The sequence below is a fragment of the Puniceicoccales bacterium genome (assembly GCA_031255005.1).
GTDB lineage: Bacteria > Verrucomicrobiota > Verrucomicrobiia > Opitutales > LL51 > JAIRTH01.
In genome coordinates this window covers 1-19,924 of the sequence record JAIRTH010000016.1, presented here as the reverse complement: position 1 = coordinate 19,924, position 19,924 = coordinate 1, and the positions used below count along the sequence as shown (strand labels likewise).

13 protein-coding genes, 1 tRNA gene and 2 pseudogenes are annotated in these 19,924 nt (G+C 41.4%); 6 read left to right on the top strand and 10 right to left on the bottom strand.

Annotated elements, in window-relative coordinates; all coding sequences use genetic code 11:
• Window positions 1–176 precede the first annotated feature (176 nt).
• The 3 genes from LBH49_01795 (at window position 177) to miaB (ending at window position 6,152) form a co-directional block, all read left to right on the top strand.
• Entirely contained in the window at window positions 177–3,290 is a 3,114-nt protein-coding gene (locus tag LBH49_01795) for a ribonucleoside-diphosphate reductase subunit alpha (GenBank protein ID MDR0351359.1), read from the top strand.
• 81 nt (window positions 3,291–3,371) lie between these two features.
• A complete protein-coding gene (lysS, locus tag LBH49_01790; GenBank protein MDR0351358.1) occupies window positions 3,372–4,829 on the top strand; it encodes a lysine--tRNA ligase in 1,458 nt (485 codons plus the stop codon).
• Window positions 4,830–4,832: 3 nt separating this feature from the next.
• On the top strand, window positions 4,833–6,152 hold the full coding sequence (miaB, locus tag LBH49_01785; GenBank protein MDR0351357.1) for a tRNA (N6-isopentenyl adenosine(37)-C2)-methylthiotransferase MiaB: 1,320 nt from the start codon (window positions 4,833–4,835) through the stop codon (window positions 6,150–6,152).
• 19 nt (window positions 6,153–6,171) lie between these two features.
• Here miaB and LBH49_01780 read toward each other — a convergent pair whose 3' ends face one another.
• The 6 genes and pseudogenes from LBH49_01780 to LBH49_01755 form a co-directional block, all read right to left on the bottom strand.
• The gene (locus LBH49_01780) at window positions 6,172–7,428 is read right to left on the bottom strand and encodes a hypothetical protein (GenBank protein ID MDR0351356.1); all 1,257 of its coding nucleotides are present in this window, start codon (window positions 7,426–7,428) and stop codon (window positions 6,172–6,174) included.
• Window positions 7,415–8,110: pseudogene (gene rpoD, locus LBH49_01775) on the bottom strand (RNA polymerase sigma factor RpoD). The gene LBH49_01780 and the pseudogene rpoD overlap by 14 nt, the downstream one beginning before the upstream one ends.
• Window positions 8,111–8,680: 570 nt before the next feature.
• Window positions 8,681–9,007: pseudogene (locus LBH49_01770) on the bottom strand (RNA polymerase subunit sigma).
• 69 nt (window positions 9,008–9,076) lie between these two features.
• A complete protein-coding gene (gene dnaG, locus LBH49_01765) occupies window positions 9,077–10,906 on the bottom strand; it encodes a DNA primase (protein ID MDR0351355.1) in 1,830 nt (609 codons plus the stop codon).
• 14 nt (window positions 10,907–10,920) lie between these two features.
• Window positions 10,921–13,026 carry a hypothetical protein gene (locus LBH49_01760; GenBank protein ID MDR0351354.1) on the bottom strand — a complete coding sequence of 702 codons (2,106 nt, stop codon included), beginning with the start codon at window positions 13,024–13,026 and terminating at the stop codon, window positions 10,921–10,923.
• 52 nt (window positions 13,027–13,078) lie between these two features.
• Window positions 13,079–13,855, bottom strand: coding sequence for an RNA pseudouridine synthase (locus LBH49_01755; GenBank protein ID MDR0351353.1), 777 nt, complete (start codon window positions 13,853–13,855; stop codon window positions 13,079–13,081).
• Between the two features lie 84 nt (window positions 13,856–13,939).
• On the opposite strand from LBH49_01755, the gene LBH49_01750 reads away from it, so the two are divergent.
• Together LBH49_01750 and LBH49_01745 are read left to right on the top strand one after the other, a co-directional pair.
• Window positions 13,940–14,015, top strand: a tRNA-Ile gene (locus tag LBH49_01750).
• 50 nt (window positions 14,016–14,065) lie between these two features.
• Window positions 14,066–15,466, top strand: coding sequence for an MATE family efflux transporter (locus tag LBH49_01745; protein ID MDR0351352.1), 1,401 nt, complete (start codon window positions 14,066–14,068; stop codon window positions 15,464–15,466).
• Between the two features lie 2 nt (window positions 15,467–15,468).
• On the opposite strand, the gene LBH49_01740 is transcribed toward LBH49_01745, so the two are convergent.
• From LBH49_01740 to LBH49_01725, 4 genes are all read right to left on the bottom strand, one after another.
• Window positions 15,469–15,717, bottom strand: a complete 249-nt coding sequence (locus LBH49_01740) for an acyl carrier protein (protein ID MDR0351351.1) — start codon at window positions 15,715–15,717, stop codon at window positions 15,469–15,471.
• 80 nt (window positions 15,718–15,797) lie between these two features.
• The gene (gene ruvB / locus LBH49_01735; protein MDR0351350.1) at window positions 15,798–16,823 is read right to left on the bottom strand and encodes a Holliday junction branch migration DNA helicase RuvB; all 1,026 of its coding nucleotides are present in this window, start codon (window positions 16,821–16,823) and stop codon (window positions 15,798–15,800) included.
• Window positions 16,817–17,737, bottom strand: a complete 921-nt coding sequence (gene trxB, locus LBH49_01730; protein MDR0351349.1) for a thioredoxin-disulfide reductase — start codon at window positions 17,735–17,737, stop codon at window positions 16,817–16,819. The genes ruvB and trxB overlap by 7 nt, the downstream gene beginning before the upstream one ends.
• A 57-nt stretch (window positions 17,738–17,794) precedes the next feature.
• A complete protein-coding gene (locus LBH49_01725; GenBank protein MDR0351348.1) occupies window positions 17,795–18,751 on the bottom strand; it encodes a CPBP family intramembrane metalloprotease in 957 nt (318 codons plus the stop codon).
• 70 nt (window positions 18,752–18,821) lie between these two features.
• On the opposite strand from LBH49_01725, the gene LBH49_01720 reads away from it, so the two are divergent.
• Window positions 18,822–19,859 (top strand): NAD-dependent epimerase/dehydratase family protein, encoded by a 1,038-nt coding sequence (locus LBH49_01720; GenBank protein MDR0351347.1) that lies wholly within the window; start codon window positions 18,822–18,824, stop codon window positions 19,857–19,859.
• Window positions 19,860–19,924 lie beyond the last annotated feature (65 nt).

Here is a 19,924-nt window from a genome sequence, read left to right as displayed (position 1 = left end):
TTGAATTTTCATTACAAATTTTTTAGAATACTTTACTTATTAGAGGAAAGGTAAATAAAATTCGTTGAGCTGTCATTGAATTTCATTTTTTATTGCGTTGAAAATTTCTGGCTTTGTTGGATTAGGTGAAAATTTAATTGTCCTGAGCTGATTATTATTGAGTATCGTAAAGAGTTATGGTTGTTAGAGATAGATTGTGTGAGGATTTGGCTATAAAGAATTTTGTTGCTATGCCTGGTGACAGGAAGCCGAATTTCGATTGGGCATCGGTGGTACGTGGCGATGGTTTATGTGTTGATCAGGAGTTGGCCGGAAATGTGGCCACCATGATTGGCACTGCGATAACCGATTTGATGTTGGCCACAAGTGATGATGAAATTTTTTCCGAAAAAAATAAATCGATGTTGGTGGATGTGGTGCGCCAGGTATGTGCTGAAGTTTCTGATGGCCATGAGATTACAGATGTCATTTCCGATGTGTTGGTGCGAAATTCTTTACATGATATCGCCAGATGTTTTTTGATGAAGTGTGCCTATGCCAATGACAGGGCATCCGATGGCGGTTCTGCCGCTGTTGAAGTAAAACTTATAAGGCGAAATGGTAAGATTGTTCCTTGGAGCAGGGCGAAGGTGGAACAGGCAGTGCGTAGAGCATTTCTGTCTCAGCGTTCGGATCCGGTGCCATCTAAACTTATATCAGAAAATGTTACCGAACGAGTAGTTTCTTCCGGTGTAAAATTTATTCACATCGAACAGGTTCAGGATTTGGTCCAAGAGGAATTGATGAAGAGTGGCAACTTTAAGATTGCCGAGGCCTATATTTTATACCGGGCGGAAAGAGCTAAGTTGCGCAATGATAACAGTAAAGAAACCATAAACGTTGCCAGTCAAGATGCATTGCAAAGGGCGATGATTTTGATAAAAATGGCCGATGGATCGGTTTCCTTTTGGGATGGCAGTGATCTGCGAGAGAGGATTAGCTTTGCTAGGATTGGATTGGATTTTGCGATCGGATTTGAGGAAATAATGACGGCTCTCCGGGATAATATACCCGGCGAATTATCCGAGGCAGAGTTGGAAAAACATATTTTGACCAACGCTTGTAAATTGGTAAGGAAGGATCCGAATTTTTCCATATTTGCATCCAGATTGTCCCTGTCCTATTTGTATCAGCATGTCTTGGGCTGGAATCCATTAGATAAGGATATCAATGGCTTACGCAGATTACATCGCGACTATTTTATAAAATATATTCCCAGAGCTGTGGATTTGGGGCTATTGGATGGCGATATGCTGAAATATGATCTATCTAGGTTGGCAGATTGCCTTTCCATTGGTGCCGATCTGGATTTTGATATAGTTGCAACCATGGCATTGATGGACAATTATCTTCTTAGAGATCCAGTTGCTGGCTTGTTGCTTGAGACTCCACAGATTTTATGGATGCGCGTTGCCATGGGTATTTTTTTGAAGGAAGAGGATGGTCGGGATGACAGGGTCATATCGTTGTATAATCTTTTCAAAGAGAGAATATTTTGTGTTTCAGAGCAGGCGTTGTATTTTGCCGGTACTAGGAATTCGCAGTTGATGTCAGATTATATATATTCGGTTAACGATGACATTGAGAGTATTTTGAACAAATGTGTCATAGAAAGTGCGCTGATTTCTAGGTTGGGTGGTAATTTGGGTGGTTCCTGGACGGCGATAAGAGGCAAGGGCAGTCGAATTAAAGGGACGCGTGGCATTACCAATGGTGTTATTCCCTTCATGCAGTTGCACAAACATCAGCTTTCGATCATGACCAGTGGGGCCGGTGCGCTGGTAGGATCAGGTTGCGTTAGCTGCGAAATTTGGCATTCGGATGTGTTCGATTTCATTGGGTTTGGCAGGGAAAAATCAAGACCTTCGAATGGTGGTAGTTTGAGCACGTCGCTATTGATTCCGGATCTGTTTATGCAGAGAGTGAAGGATCAGAAATGCTGGACATTGTTTAAAGTCGATGATGCCAAAGCGCTTATAAAAACCCATGGATTGGAATTTGAAACCGAATATGAGAAGCTAGAATGCTTGGCGAAGGAAAATAAAATTTGGAGCAACACCGTAAAAGCCAACGATTTATGGTCTTCGCTTCTTCGAAATGTATTTGAAACTGGAAATCCAATGATATTATTTAAGGATCGATGCAATCGGTCGGCTATGATGGCGATGGATGGCTGTATCAACAGCGTTGGTCCGGGGCATTCGGTGCTTTTGCCTTCCGGTGATGACGAGTCAATTGCCTGCAGTTCTGGAGCGATAGTGATATCTCGGTACATTGATGATGATGGAAATATGAATCTTAAAAAACTTCGCGAAGATGTGGCCTTGGGCATTCGGGCGATGGATGCTATGATAGATGCAAATTACTTTCCCACGGAAAATTCGGCCAATAGAACCAGAGCCTACAGACCTGTGGGATTGGGCATGACTGGGTTGCAGAACGCTTTATACAAGTTGAACTATGAATTCGATTCCGATGAGGCCATAGAGTTTGCATCGTTATGTGCGCGAAAAATGATGCTTTTTTCTCTTGATGCGTCCTGCCAGTTAGCCAAGGAAAAAGAAAAATTTATGAAATTCCAAAATTCTCATTGGGGAAGCCATAGATTGCCCTTTGATTTGGCCAAGGATGATGATATGTTAGGTAAATTTGATGTCGAAGATATGAAAATTATTGATGGCATTAGGGCGTCGATGGATAGTTCTGGTCTGAGGAATTGTTTTTTGCTAGCCTATTCCACCGAAGAGCGCCTATCGAAATTGATGGGATGTTTCCCTGGAGTCTATCCGGTGACGCGAAATATATTCAAGAAATCCTATGATGGTAGCGAGGTGATCGTGTTTGTTAACCCAGCCATGGTAAAGACCTTAAAACAAGAGAATATTTGGACCGATGACATTTTTGAGCAGATATGCTATTTTGATGGCGAAGTGGCTGCCATAAATGAAATTCCGTCGGATATCAAGGCAAAATTTAGGACAGCTTATTCCATCGATACCGAGAAGTTGATAAAAATGTATAAAAATCTTCAACAATGGGTAGACCAGGGATTGGCGGTTAGATTATATTTGGGCTGCAGTGATATGGAGGAAATTTCTGCCATGTATATTCGTTGTTGGGAAAGCGGTATAAAATCCATTTGTGAATTGAAACCCAGTGCTCCTCCGGTGGCAAGTTTTTCAAATCAATGCCGCGACCATGGCTCCAACGGGACCATGGGTGCGTTGCATAACTACTTACATCTCATATAGATATATTTTATTAACCAAAGGCATTTTTTTATTATTTACATGTGGTGCGGATTTTTGAGCGTTTTAAAGGAGACTTGTTAAATGCAGGAAAGTGAAAATAATGAATTAATTGTTGTTCGGCGAAATAAATTAGAAGAAATGCGGGGGGCTGGTTTTGATCCGTTTAGGCAGAATTGGGATCAGAAACATACATCGGCCCAGGCCAAAGGATTATTTATCCATGATGGTGAGGCTGTAAGTGTTTCTGTGGCAGGAAGAATTGTGGCTTATCGGCTCATGGGTAAGGCAAGTTTTATAAATTTGCTAGATCGAGATGGCCATATTCAATTGTATGTGGCCCAGGATGATATTGGTGAAAATAGGTACAAAGATTTTAAAAAACTAGACATTGGTGATATCATCGGTGCGAGAGGTAAGTTGTTCAAAACCAAGACTGGAGAGATAACCGTTAGAGTGGACGAGTTTAGTCTTTTGGCGAAATCTTTGCGGCCATTGCCGGAAAAATGGCATGGGCTTACAGATGATGAGCAGATTTATCGGCAGAGATATTTGGATTTAATTGTAAATCAGGGATCTAGAGATAGGGCCTTTAAAAGAACAGAAATTTTGAAAGAGATCCGTAAGTTTTTGTGGAGTAGGGAGTTTACCGAGGTTGAGACGCCGATGCTTCAGCATATTCCCGGTGGGGCGGCGGCGAAGCCGTTCATAACCCATATGAATGCGTTAGATCATGATTTTTATCTCAGAATATCGTTAGAATTATTTTTGAAGCGGATGCTGGTTGCTGGTTTTGACCGGGTTTTTGAACTGGGGCGAGTGTTTCGCAACGAGGGGCTTTCGCGGAAGCATAATCCTGAGTTTACGATGATAGAGCTTTACCAGGCCTATTCGGACCATCGGGGCATGATGTCGCTGATCTATGATTTGATTCAACACTTGTGCAAGGTGGTGCTGGGCAAGACTAGGTTGACTCGTTACGATGGCAAAGAGATTGAATTGTCAGGAAAATGGCGGGAAGAAACCTATAGCAATTTGGTTATGGAGGCTAGCGGTGATGATCATTGGTTTTCCAGGACAAAGGAAGAGAAGCTCAAGGCCTGCAAGGAGTTAGGTGTGGAAGTAAATCCAGATCAAGAGGACTATGAAATTACCGATGATGTTTTCGGAAAGCTGGTGGAGCCGAATTTGATACAGCCAACTTTTGTTTTGGAATTGCCAAAGGAACTATGTCCATTGGCTAAGTTAAACCAAAAAAATCAAAAGGTCTTGGATGTATTTGAGTTATGTATCAATGGCCAAGAAATTGCGCCGTCCTATTCCGAGCAGAATGATCCATTTATTCAGAGGGAAATGTTTGAAGCTCAGGTGGGAGAGGAGATACAAAACCTTGATAATGAATTTCTTCTGGCGCTTGAGTATGCTATGCCTCCGGCCGGAGGTATGGGCATTGGCATAGATCGCTTGGTGATTTTGCTCACCGAAGCAGATAATATTCGGGATACGATTTTGTATCCTACACTTAAGCCGTTGGCTAACTGATAGATGAGGAAAGTTTTCATCAAGACCTATGGTTGTCAGATGAATGAACGGGATTCGGAGGCTATCCAGGCACTGCTCCGATCCCGGGATTATCATATGGTTGATAATGAAATGTCTGCGGATATTATCATATTGAATACCTGTAGTGTTAGAGAACTTGCTGAGCTGAAAGTTTTTGGCAAGTTGGGCTATTTATCTAGGCGCGATATCATTCTGTGTGTGCTGGGATGCATGGCAAAAAATTTGGCCGAGGAGATCAAAAAACGCGTGCCGGCGGTAAATATAATCCTTGGGCCGGAGAATTACAGCAAAATTGGCGATCATCTGGAGGCCGTAATTTCCAAAAAAGAGACTTTTATCATTGATGTGGAGCCAGCCAAGATTGAAAATGAATGGATTATGGATTCGATACATGACCTAAGGCATAGACAGTCAAGTGCTTTTGTTTCAATAATGGCCGGTTGTAACATGCGATGTAGCTATTGTATTGTTCCGAAAACCAGAGGGCCAGAGCGTTACAGGCCGATGAAAGATATCCTTTTGGAAATCAATACGTTAGCTGATAGAGGTGTTAAAGAGGTGACATTGCTTGGCCAGATAGTCAATCGCTATGGTTTTCGCCAAATAGCTGCAAAGAATGGCAAAAGTGCCTTTGTTCAGCTGTTGGAAGAAATTCACAAAGTTTCTGGTATACAAAGAATTAGGTTTACCTCACCCCATCCAGTTGGATTTCGGCAGGACCTCATCGATTGCTATAAAAATCTTCCAAAATTATGTCCACAGGTACATTTGCCAGCGCAGAGCGGATCGGATAAAATATTGCGGGCTATGCGAAGGGCATATAATCGAGATGGTTTTATGAAAATCGTTCTGGCTCTGAGAGATATGATTTCTGATCTGTCTATTTCAACTGATCTTATTGTGGGATTTCCAGGCGAAAATGATGAGGATTTTTTGGAGACGTGTTCGCTTTTTGATGAAGCGAGGTTTGACATGGCATTCATATTTAAGTATAGCAGTCGTCGAGGTACGGTGGCGGCGACGATGTCGGATCCGGTGCCACAGGAGGTCAAGGAGCAGCGGAATGATGTGCTGCTTAAAAAATTGACGATGTATTCTAAGGCCTACAACGATAAGATGTTAAATTCACAGCAAAGGGTGCTCGTCGAGGGTAGAGCTCGACGTGGTGAAAATATGTTTCAGGGCCGGGCGAACAATCATCGAAAGGTGTTATTCCAGGGAAATGATTCGGATGTCGGTGAGTTTGTGGATGTTAGGATAACATCGTCTGCCGTCACCACCTTGTATGGCGAAAGAATCTAGCTATCAGTGACTCTGGCGTTTAGTAGGTTTTCCACTGAAGATTTAGAAATAAGACAATGGAAAAAAATAATAGGCCGATTGAATCCCAAGTTCCTCCGATGCAATCACCTAGTTTAAATATAATTAGTGATGTGGCGAAGGCTATAGCCATTTTGTAGCGGGAAAAGATCAGTCGGATTGCGTGGATGAGAGGGAATAGCCAGAAAAATAGAAAACCAAGAATTCCGCATTTATACATGAAGCCTAGGGCAGTGATGTGAGGCATGGTGCAAAATGATTCCGAAAACTTGAAGTTGTTGTGGTTGTGGTTTCTAGCGCCCAGACCTCGGCCGCATAGCAGCTCAATGTTGGCATCTTTTACCAGATTCATCATTTCGTAAAATCTGTTTTCTTCGCATAGTTTCGTGGAAGTAATGCGATTTTTTAAATGACTAAATATGTCTATATCTACCAAATAAAATGCAGAAAATATTACAATGGCTGATAAGGATGTTGTTATCAGAGAAAGAGTTATCTTGTTTGTGCTAGAAAAAATGACCAATAGACTGCAAGCCACATATAGGAGTAGGCTGCCACGACTGCCAATTATGGCTATGATAACGAGGATTAACAACCACGAACCTAGGAGTTTGATGGAGTTGTCTCGGCATAAGCGCTTGTAGTATAAGGCAATAGGAAACAGTCTTATGCAGTAATCTACGGCTGTTATGATCGACATATTGGCCAATCTTTGATGTGAGGTCGTGCTATGGATAGACCATAGCGTGCCAATGATTGCCAGCAGAAATAGATAATGAAAGCAGTTTGTTAATATCTTCATGATCATCATGTTACTTTTTGTTGCGCAGAGCATTGTTCCGATTAAAAATCCAGACAGCGCTATGAGGTCAGATAGTAGACTGTACCAAGAAAAAAATGATCTATGAAAATTTATTAAACCAATGGTGATGCCGTAAAATATTAGGGCTATGCTGATGTAATGCGTTATGCCGCAATTAATTGGTGATTTCAGGTATTTGAAAAAAACCGAAGCGGCAAAAATTCCATAGACCAAAATTCGCCAAGGATGAGAATCTTGGTATACGCTGCCATGGACCAGCAAACAATAGGCAATGGCATACAAAATCAATAGCTTGCCACTGATTCCGTATTTACCATCCGCCGGTTGTGATATATCTCGATTGAAATTAATTATGTTGTTGCTGCTGTTGCTGTTGTTGCACAAAATCCTCAAATCCAGGGCCTTCTGTATCAAAATCCCCTTCGAAAAATCCATGCAATTGGCGGATTCTTGTGGGGTGGCGCATTTTTCTCAGCGCCTTGGCTTCGATCTGACGAATCCTTTCGCGGGTGACATTGAACGTTTGGCCGACTTCTTCCAGTGTTCTGCTATAGCCATCTTTGAGACCGAAGCGCAACATCAAAACATCTCGTTCTCTTTCGGTTAGACTGATCAGCACGTCATCTATCTTTTCGCGCAGCAAGCTGTAAGCAGTCATGTCGTATGGGTTGTCCGCGCTTTTGTCCTCGATAAAATCGCCAAAACTAGAATCTTCATTATCGCCCACCGGGCTTTGCAACGAAATTGGTTGCTGGGCCATCTTCATTATGGCCTTGACTCTGTCCAGCGGTAAGCTCATTTCGCTGGCCACCTCTTCGGCGGAAGGTTCGTGACCAAGTTCTTGCTGTAGTTGACGTTGTATCTGCATGACTCGATTGAGGACTTCTATCATATGGACCGGAATTCGAATGGTCCTAGCTTGATCGGCAATGGACCGGGTTATGGCCTGTCTTATCCACCAGGTGGCATAGGTTGAAAATTTGTAACCACGGCGGTATTCAAATTTTTCGACAGCCTTCATCAATCCCATATTTCCTTCTTGGATAAGATCTAAGAATGTCAGTCCGCGGTTTGTATATTTTTTAGCTATGCTGATGACGAGCCTCAGATTTGCCTCAACCATCTCAGTTTTGGCCTTATGAGCCTCGCGCATATATTCTCGAAATTTTTTCACTATTTCCAAGAGTCTGACTGGATCGACCTGATGTTTCAGTTCTAATTTTTTCATGGCCTTTTTTATTCGATTGGCCATGTCAGTGGTGTCAATACTTCTTCGGGTAGAGAGAGATGCAACTCGTTGTGATTCATGAACAAGTTGCTCTATTTGTTTCAGATCTGGCCTTAGTCTTTGTAGAAAATCTTCAAAAATTTTCATTTTGAAACAGAAGCGTTTCATGACCGTTTTTAGCTGAGCCTGAAATTGTTTTAATCGTTTCTGTTCGATTTCTCTATTACCTTCGACGGACTGTAAGCGGTTCCAAATGTCATGGATACGTTCCAGTAGGAGCTTACTATCTTGTATGGAGCGCTCGAGAATTCTATAATATACCTCTCGACTTTCGATCTTTTTATCGAGGACAATGCGATCAAATCTTTCTTCGCGTTGTAGAAGTCGTTCTGCCAGATTGATTTGGAAGTCAGCAGTCAGGTGAACAGAAAACAATTCATCCTGGGCCTGAAGTTCAGCTTTTTCTATCCTTTTGGAGATGGAGATTTCTTCATCTCTCGTCAGGAGAGGAACCTGTCCCATTTGCCTAAGGTACATTCGGACAGGATCTTCTGCCACATCCTCCGTTGGAGCATCTTCGAGGTTGCCGGCCTCACGTTGCTTCACATACCTTTCGACATCATTGGTGTCAACGATCTCTATTTCAAGATTATCGAGAATATTCATCATGTTCTCGACATCCTCGGGATTTTCTATGCTTTCCGGCAGATATTCACTGATATCCTGCAGAGTTAGATATCCCTGTTCCTTTGCGAAGCGGATCAGTTCGCGTACACGAACATCCATACCGTTCACAGCACCTGTATCTGATGACGATTTACTAGTTGCCATATTAAAATGTAAAAATTTGTGTGACTATAATCTAGGTGGAGTCGCTAGCGTGCTACGCAAACGACTCTTTTCTTCTTGAAGGCCTTCAATTTTACTGTCTATAAAATTTTTGCTTTTAGTAAAAAACATCGACGTTCTTTCTTTTTCTTGAATTAAGTCAAGTTTTTTTCTCACAAAATCCCTATGTAGTTTTGCTAAACATATGTTGGCAGCATCTTCTGGCGCATCGAATCTATCGCTATCCGTGGCGATGGAAAATATTTCATTTATTTCAGATTCGGTCCAATCGCCATCGTCCAGACCGGAAATGCCAGACCAAATGCCTTCTTTTAACCTGGATAAAATTTTAGTAAGTACTTGTCCAGCAGTGCTTGAGTCATTGATCATGGAATCATCAATGATGTTCGCCAATTTTTCGCCAATGTCGTTGTGGTGAATTATTATCGATAAAATATCGCTTTCCACCGAACTTACTTTTATGCTGGATGAGGCCGGTTTGGAATTTTTGGGTATGCCCATGGAAAGTTTTGAATTTTTCGCGAAAGATGAAAAATCGCACTGTACAGATAGATAATTTATATCGATGTACGCTGCAATTTCCCTCAAATATCCTTCGGTGACAACGATCGACGGACAGTGGACTAATATCTCATATATTTTTTTCAAAGCCTGTTCCTTTTCCATCGGTGTAGATCGGTGGCCCTTGGGAAGCAGCACATCCAATAAAAATCTCAGAGATGTAATTCCTTCGGTGATAAGCATTTCGATGCCAGACTGGCCTTTTTCTAGGATAAATGAATCCGGATCATAGCCGCTGGGCAATTTCAAAATAATGGCATCAATGTTGGCTTTGAAGGATAGTTCTGCGATCCTTTGGGCGCACTTCAGGCCGGCTTCATCACCATCCGTTAGACAATGAATTTTTATTGCATATCTCCGAAGGGTGTTCAATTGAGCCTCGGTGATTCCTGTGCCTTGGGGTGCCACGGCGGTGGTAAATCCAGCCTCCATGCATCTAATTACATCTAGTTGGCCTTCAACTACATAGAATGTTCCTGTGTTCTGGATATATTTTCTGGCTAGATCTAGGCCAAACAGCAAGCTCCCCTTGTGAAATATTGGTGTCTCCGGTGAATTTATGTACTTCGAATCCGACAGTCCGGAGGTTATGCCATCGATTTTTCTTGCGGAGAATGCAACCACATCACCTTGAATATTTTTAATTGGAATCATGAGCCGACCATGAAACCGGAGTTTCGGATTTTTAATATCACCTTGATCATTAAATACAAATAACCCAGACTGTCTCAGCGCTTCCGATGAAAATTTTTTGCCAAGCAAAAGGGTGGTTAGGGAATTATCTCCGTTGGGTGAGAATCCAATGCCGTATTTTTTCGCCACATCCAATGAAAATTTTCTTTGATCTACCCAGTATTCTCGGATGGCCTGAGCATCTTTGGTCGACGAGAAAAATGCACTTTGATAATATTCGGAGGCGATTTTATGTATCTCAAACAGCTCATTCTTCACCGAGCCCATGGATGATGACTGGGTTGTTTCGTATTTCACTGTCATTGAATATCTTTTGGCTAGCCATTCCACCGATTCAATGAACGAAAAATTTTCTTTTAGCTGCAAAAATCGAAAAACGTCTCCTGCTAGACCGGTGCTAAAGCATTTGAAAAATTTTTTATCCGGAAGTACATAAAACGAAGGTGTCTTTTCGTCGGAAAATGGACTAAGTCCCTTCCAACTACTGCCAGAACGCCGAAGACTGACATAGCCTGATATTACATCAAGGATGTCAGCATTTTCCCGAATATCTTCTATGGACTCACGGCTTACGATGGGCATTTTCAATGACACCTTTAGGCTCTAAATTCAGCACGATTTTTAGAGTAGGTTTTATGTAACAGTGGCATTTTTATTGGTATTATAAATTTCTCGCTGTTGCCTTGTTCCTTCTCCTCATTGAATATATAAAGTTTTGAAACAGTCTCAAGTTTAGGTGCCACCAATGATTGATGTCCGGGTTTTATTTTTTTCTTTTTATCGCTGGGTTTCGGTTCCTTTATTTTCTTTACCCCATTGAGTTTAAGTTTTTTAGCATTTTTTTCGGTTTCTTTCTGGACTATGGCAGAAATGATGGTGGATGCTAATTCTGTGATAGTTTTTTGATCTATGATGGTCGATATGGCCAATTCTTTATTTTTGGCTGTCACATCAATTACTATCGGATTTATTACGTCATAGTTAGGTCCTATTTTTAGTCCCAAAGCTTTTACAATATTCTCAACTATGGACCTTAAATCTATTTTGGCCACATCTATATCTCCTGGATTTAATGTTCCCATGTAGGTGCCAAAAGCTTTGGGGGAAATTTTTTTGCTTTTAATTGCGGTTATCAATTCCTTTAAGTGCTCGCTTCTGTTGCTTTTTATCACAACTCCATCGACTATGGCAATGTATTTTTTGTAAAGTTCCGATGTGGAAGTGGTCTGTTCCGGAAGAATACCTTCATTGGGTGATAGAGCATTGGTTGTGGTCGAAATATTATTAATGGTGGTTTGGCTTAGAAGCTTATATTCATAGATGGTCACTCCATCATAGGTTTCGGCAGCATAGGATGAGTAAATTACGTCAGTTTTATTGCCATTTTTTTCGAACGATAAACATTGCTTCATGATGGGAATGGCAACTTTTTCAATGATAAAGTCGTATATTGTAAAAAAATCATTGTGAGTTCCGGTCCATGAAAGACATTCTGCCACGGAAATGGAATCGCCAATGTTTTTTGACAGAGCAGAGATGAGAAGTTCATTTTTAAATGCATTTTCATTGCTTACAAAATCAATGATCTGTTTATAGGATTCACCTAGCCTGGTTATTTGGCAGGAAGTGCCATCGGTGCTGGCTTTTATAACATTCGCAATTTTTGATAATTGCTCTGTGTTTTTAGCGAAATCAAACAGTGGATTTGAGCTCAACAACTTCAATATATATAATGCATAGTCCAGCCAAGGCCCCAGGTTAAATCTGGTGAGTTGGGATAGCACATCGTATTCGATGAAATTTGTCCAGGCAGAGATGGCATTGGTGGAATTTTTATTATCCAAAAGATTGGCTAGCTGAGTGCCCGGAATGGCTTCAATGGAAGCCGATAAAATAATATTGCTATCAGCCACGCCGAATAACAGACTTGCTGTGTTAATATCATCGGCACAGGCCATCAGCATGTCCTGTATTATATTTAGCAATTGAACCGCAGCGGTAGTAATATTATTGCTATTTTCACTTTTAACTATGCCAAAGATTATATCTAGCAATTCATAAATGCATTCTCTGGCCGATACAAATGTAAACTCCACATCGTTTTTCTCTGCGGCGGAAGCTATTTTTACGAAAGGGCTTATGTCGACTACGCGTTCTATAATATTATTAAATGGTGAAAAAAACATCCATCCGTTTACTATTTTCACCCTTGATTCATTGGCTTTAAGAAAATTTTTAATGCTGGATGTGTCGTTATTTAATTTTATCATAGTCAATATATCATTATCATTGCCGCATAAAAAACATGTGATGCCATAGTTGCTGTCAAAGGCCTTAAAATCAGGATAACCGTACTCGGATAGCATGCTACCTATTATTGGCTCGACCAATTTGGTGCTATCGAAGGAATTTACAAATTTCAAAGCTTTGGCAACAAAGGACCTAATATCTGCTAATTTTACATAAACAATGATGTCATCAGCGGTGAAATTTTTGGGCTTTTCTGGCAATGCATTGCCAGGTATGGCTGCTGGTTCATCGCCATTTATAGGCAAAATAGGCAAAGACTGGCTTTCATCATAGGACTGCTCAGTGGATTCTGATTCAACAATTGGCCAGATGGTATCAGAGTAAAGCGACACACTTCCTAAAGAAAATATCATTAATAAAGCTAATTTACAAAAACCGAACATATCTTTCATAATTATAAAATATTATTTCATTTAATAATGTTCATAAAGATTATCAATGCAATCAAATTAATTCGATATTTTCGGTATTTTGAAATGGACAATGACTAGTAGCATAAAATTTATACTCCTTATTTTGTAGATTATATGCTATTTCCATGGATTCGGAGTGCAAGCACATCCTGGGCTGATTTGTTTTTGCAAATAATCTGTTGAGCCGAAAATCGCCATAGGTTTTATCGCCAAGGATCGGTAGATTATGCATGGCACACTGAATCCTTAGTTGATGGGTTTTTCCTGTGATGGGTTTCAATGCTAGCAGTGCCAAGGTTAGTCTTTGAGCATCGATGATTTTTAAAATTTTGTAGTCGGTTAGACATTTTTCACCTGTGGTTTTTATTAATCGAAGTTTGTTATTTACGATGGTTTTTTGCAGAAAATTTTCCCAATGGCCTTGTTTTGGGCAGGGACTGAATTTTGTCAATGCGATGTATTTTTTATGCACTCTATTTAAGCTAAAACTAGTGATCACTGCTTCGGCCAAGCCATGATCAAAACAACCGATTATTACGCCGGAGGTGGGGGAATCTAACCTGTTGAGGAGGAAAAAATCAAGTCCGTTACCCAGAGAATATTTTTTTAATTTCGCATTGTAGGGTGCTGCCAATAAAGAAATTTTTTTTTCTTCTTCTTTTTTTTTGATGGATTTATCATTGGGATGAGCCATTATGCCGATAGGTTTGTCCAGGGCCACCAGCCCATTGGCATCGAATTGTATTAGCTTTACGCCATGGGCCAGGATGGTTGTTAAATGAGAAATTTTTCCATCGAGGCTGTTCATAATAGTTAAAATTTGAATAAAAAGATAAAATTGTGCTTGTAAAGTTAACAAGAGTGCACAGATTTTCGGTTGCTCGGTAGGGCTGGGCCCTTAGCTCAGTGGTTAGAGCAGGGGACTCATAATCCCTTGGTCGTGGGTTCGAATCCCCCAGGGCCCACCAATTTAACCGTGTCTTCACCTTCATGGGGTGCTGTTTTTTCGTTTATTTTTATGATTTCTGATGTCCCAAATGCGCTGTCTAAGTATGTACCTGGAAGTATCCGAGAATTGTTGTCCATTTCCTGGCCAATAATGGTATCTTCAGCATCGAGCTGTTTGATGATTCTTGGAGATAGAATTGTGCTGTCCCGCTATTCTCAGGAAGCTTTCAATATTTGTTTTAGTGTGATGCAATGGTACTGGCTGTTTATGTTTGTACCCATGAACATAATTCTCATTGCCGAGGTTTTCGTTGGGCAATTCAATGGTGCTGAAAAGTTTAAATTGATTGGTCCAGTGGTATGGCAGATGATTTGGTTTTCTGCATTAACCTGGATAATTTTTATCCCGGTATCCATCTGGTTAGTGCCTCATTTGTTGGTGGAGAGTGATAGGGCATTAGGAGTTCCATATTTGCGTATATTGATATTGTTTTTACCTATAAACTATATGGCCTTTGGGGCCATGGCGTCATTTTTCATTGGCAGAGGTATTACAAAGATTGTGCCGGTGGTGGCTGTGATAGTTAATTTGTTAAACATCTTGCTGGATATATTATTAATTTTTGGCTATAGAATTATTCCTGGGTTTCCTGAAATAGGAGCCATTGGGGCGGCCATTGCCACTGGGTTGTCGCAAATTGTTGGGCTTTTTATATTATTTATTCTATTTTTTCGCGAAAAATATTTTGAAAAGTATGGTGTCAATGAAATAAAACCTAGATGGCGATTGATGAAGGATTGTATTGTGATAGGTTCTCCGTCGGCGCTCAATTCATTTATAAATTCTTTTGGTTGGTCCATGGTGGTGCAGTTGATTAAAAAACATGTGTCCATGGATGATTTTTCTGCCTTTGGCATAACCCATTCACTCTATGTGGCATTTTTCTTTGTGATAGAAGGTATTGGGTCTGGTGTGAGAACAATTTGTTCCAATGCCATAGGCCATTCGGGCTATGACGTGGCAAAGCGATGCGTTGGTTCTTCCTGGAAAGCTTCCATTATTTTGGCCATTATAACTTCTTCATTTATGGTATTTTTCCCCGATGGATTGATAAATTTATTTGGAGGTGATGCCTTGGCCAAAGGAGTAAGGCCGTTGGCTAGATCAATGTTGGTTTGGGCTTGGTTGGCATTTTTAAGCGATGGGCTATGGACAGCAATTCAGTCTCTATTGACAGCCGCCGGCGACACAAAATATTCGATGATTGTCAATATGTCATGCTATTGGATGCTGGAGTTTTTGCCTCTATATATCATCATGGGGCGTACAAATTGGGATTGCAGCGCGGTCATTGCTTGGTATGTGATGATGATAGATCTATCCATCAGGATATGCCTTTTATATCGAAGGTATATGACTAATAAATGGAAGGATATAAAGATTACAAAGGTCAGTGCTATGGTTACATAGATTTAACCATTGAATTTTTCAGCCAGATAGTCTGCGCAGCTGTCCAAGGATTCGAGCTGTTTGTAATCAGCTTCCGGAACTTCTATGTTATGTTTTTTCCGTAACTCCATCACTATGTCCAGGAAGTCCATCGAATCCAGATCCAATTGATCGCGCAACGGGACATTGCTCTGAATATTGCTAACATCTTCGTCAGGTGCTATTTCGGCTATTATATCTTTGACGATTCCCTTTATTTCTTCTTTTGTCATTATAAAATTCACTAGAAAAATATCCGACAACGGACCACTGTATTTGTCTCAAAATTTTACATTCTGTCAAGTTGAATTGATTAGCTGATCATAAATTCTCCTTGAATGTTTTTGTCTATGGTTAATCCGATGGCGAGCAGTGCCTTATTTTCTATCATTCGACCCTGGGATGTTCTCTTTATATAGCCTTCTTGGATCAGGTAAGGTTCATAGACCTCTTCTATGGTATGGGTTTCTTCGCCAACGGCAATGGCCAATGTGTTTATGCCCACTGGGCCGCCATGGTAATTGATTGCTATGCAGGACAGGATTTTTTTATCCATTTCATCTAGGCCATGTTCATCTATTTCAAGGAGATCTAGGGCGCTTTGGCTGTGTTCAAGAGTTACCAGATCACCATTGAATTGCTGGCTGTAATCTCGGACAAAGGATAGCAAACTGTTGGCAATTCTTGGAGTGCCTCGAGAGCGTTTAGCTATTTCTGTAGCAGCAGATTGTTCTAGGGCAATGGATAGTAATGCTGCGCTTCGCAGGACTATTTTTTTCAAGTCTTCCAGTCCGTAGTAATCCAATCGAGTATGCAGCGTAAATCTGCTTCGAAGCGGAGAGCTAAGCAGACCGGTTCGGGTTGTGGCGCCGATCAGGGTAAATTTCGGGATATCCAGTCGTATGCTGCGGGCATTGGGACCTTGGTCGATCATGATGTCGATTTTGAAGTCTTCCATGGCAGGATATAGGTACTCTTCCACGGTCTTTGGAAGTCGATGAATTTCATCGATGAATAGTATGTCGCCGTGGTTTAGGCTGGTGAGTAGGCCTGCGAGGTCGCTGGCTTTTTCTATCACCGGGCCGGAGGTTATTTTAACCGTAGTATCCATTTCATTGCCAAGTATCAAGGCCAGAGTGGTTTTCCCTAGACCGGGTGGGCCACTGAAAAGCAGATGGCTAAGTGGTTCTCTGCGTTTTTTGGCGGCATGGGTGACGATGAGTAATCGATCGATGGTCTTTCGTTGGCCGGTGAATTCAGTAAAAAATCTTGGCCGAAGGGAGGTCAGTATTTGGCCATCGGATTCAGCCTTAATGACTTGATTTGAGTCGTCTAACATTTCGATGTTATATAGCGTTCGACTTCCATGGCTGCTGAGCATCCCATGCCTGCGGCGGTTACTGCCTGTCTAAATTTTGGATCAGCGCAGTCGCCGGCGGCAAAAACACCAGAGATATTGGTCTGGGTAGAATCCACAATAATGTAACCTTCGTCATTTTGGGCTAGGCAATTGGCAAATATTTTGGTATTTGGAATGTGCCCTATGGCTAAAAATACTCCGTCGCAATGTAAAATAAAAGTATTTTCTTTACCATTGGTGGCTAATTTCAGGCCCGATAATTTTTCAGTGCCGACCATTTCCAAGGGAATAGAATTCCACAAAACCTCTATTTTATGGTGAGCCATGGCTTTCTCGGCCATGATCTTCGAGGCCCGGAGTTGATCTCTTCGATGGACTATATATATTTTTTTGCAGAAATGGGTTAAAAATAAAGCTTCCTCACAGGCGGAATCGCCTCCGCCGATGACGGCAACGATTTTATTTCTAAAAAAAGCTCCGTCGCAGGTGGCGCAGGTGCTTACTCCTTTGCCGTTACAAAGATTCTTTTCGCCGGGAATGTTAAGAAACCTTGGTGCAGCACCGGTGGCGATGATGACTGTTTTGGTTTCGATGGTCGAGCCATGGGTGATTAAATTTTTTATATTTTTTGAAAAATCGACAGAAATTACTTCCTCGGATAGAAATTTTGCGCCAAATTTTTTGGCTTGCTGCTTCATGTTATCGACCAATTCAAAGCCGCCTATGCCCTCGGGAAATCCAGGAAAATTTTCTATAAATGAGGTTGTGGTCAATTGTCCACCTGGCTGAGCTCCTTCTATCACAATAGGATGCAGATTGGCTCTGGCACAATATATGGCTGCGGTTAATCCGGCGCAACCACTTCCTATAATCACAATATTTTCCGATGCCATCACTGAAATAAAAAAAATAAAATGGTTTTGTTTCACATCCGCAAGTAAAATGCGATTTCAGGTTTGATCGGCATTGCCCTGGCGTTTCCAATGAATGGCTAGTATTATCAATGATAGTATCAATAGACCAAAGGGCGAATCAGTGATTCTATGGGTCCCGAAGAATGCAAATGATTGGGGTGGAGGTGTAATATGTACAAATTTTTTATAGATGAGTAATGAAAAAACTATGCCACAGTGGGTGCCCATGGATCTATCTAATGACTTGCGTTTCAGCGTGATAAGGCAGAGCAATAGGCCCAATAGAAATAGGTTTAAAAATTCGATCACATGGAGGCCTGTTGCCCAGCATGTGATCTGGGCATGGGCACAGAGAAGGCCGTTTTTTATGGTGGCATAATCGTTGCTAGCCAGAGAGGTATGACCCTTAAAATGCATGTATGCAAAGAACATGGAGGCTAGGGTAATGGCCATCGATGGTCTGAAGGCTGTGTAAAATATTTTCAGTAGAATATTTCTGAAGATTATCTCTTCTAGAAAGGCCACTCGAATGCTTGTGCCAAGGGCATTGATCAATGTCATTGTTATGTTTTCTGGTTGTGAAATTGTTCTCTGCGATGATGTTAGAAAATAATGTGGACTGGCAGCTAAAACTATGAATGCCATGCCCATGGAAAAGCCACGGCTGATTTGGCTCCAGCGAAATTTTCCAATGAAAATGTTCTTTGTAAATTTGAATTTTTTATTCAAAATTACCATGCCGATGGCTATGGGAATCCAGCGGATGCGATCGAAAAAAGCTCCCAGGCCTTTGTTTATCAAGTAGGCCCCCATGCGACTATGGTAATTTTTTTCAAAAAATAGCACCAGATTAAATAGCAATGGTGCCAGGATGGCGGCGAATAGCATCGATGTGGCCAGGGTAATAATTAATGCGATGATTCCGTCGAATGAAAATTTTTTAATATCGTCACAAAGTAAGAATTCTCGTTGTCTGTGTCTGGAAATTCGCATAGTTGATTAGGTTGTTTTGAGGATTACTGTCAATGGTGTTGTCAATTTTATAACATGGCATATCTAATTCGTGTGGTTGACTTTCGGTTATTTTGCCCCAGGATGCGATTCCGTGAAGGCTCTTGTCACAGGAGGAAGTGGTTTTCTAGGTTTTCATCTGGTTTCTCTATTGCAGGAACATGGGATGGAAGTGCGTTCATTGGCCAGGCGTGAGCAGTATGTGCTTCAGGAGCGTGGTGTAGAATGTGTGCGTTGCGATGTGTCCTATAAAGATGAGGTCGATGTGGCCATGGGTGGTGGTATCGATGTGGTTTTTCATGCCGCTGGAAAGGCTGGCCTTGGTTGTGAAGTTGATGACTATTTTAATACCAATGTCATAGGTACCGAAAATGTCATAAATGCATGCAAGAAGCACGGAATTAAATATTTAATTTATACCAGTTCCCCCAGTGTCGTTTTCAATGGCAGAGCATTTTCCGGAGGAAACGAAAGCCTGCCCTATGGACGCAATTATCATTGGCATTACGCCAGGACTAAGGCCATAGGAGAGAAGGCTATATTGGCTGCCAATGGCGATGAGCTCAGGACCGTAGTTGTTAGGCCGCATATGATTATTGGCCCCGGTGATCCTCATTTTATGCCTAGGATTTTGGCAGCGGCTAAGGAAAAAAAATTGAAGATTGTTGGCAATGGCCAAAATATGGTCGATGTTACCTTTGTGGAGAATGCAGCCTGGGCTCATTTGCTTGCTTTCAAAGCCATAGAAAATGGTGGTGTGGCCTGTGGGAAGGCCTATTTCATTGGCCAGGAATCGCCCATACGTCTATGGGATTTTATAAACGATGCGATTGAGTTCGTTGGTATGAAAAGGATCACATCTCGCATTTCTCTGTGGAAAGCCTATATAATGGGCTATTTGTATGAAAAAATATATTCATTTGGTGTTGCTTCGAAAGATCCTCCCATGACCAGAGCTTTGGCCATAGCATTGAGCAAAAATCATTATTTTTCCCACGAAGCCGCCAAAAAAGACTTAGATTATGAGCCGATAGTTCTACTGGATGAGGGCAAGGACAGGGTGTTTAAATATCTGGTGGATTCTCTGTGATTATGGGGCATTTACTGCCTAAGATGTCAGATGTTTGGCAAAGGCCAGTAGGTTTGGAAATTCGA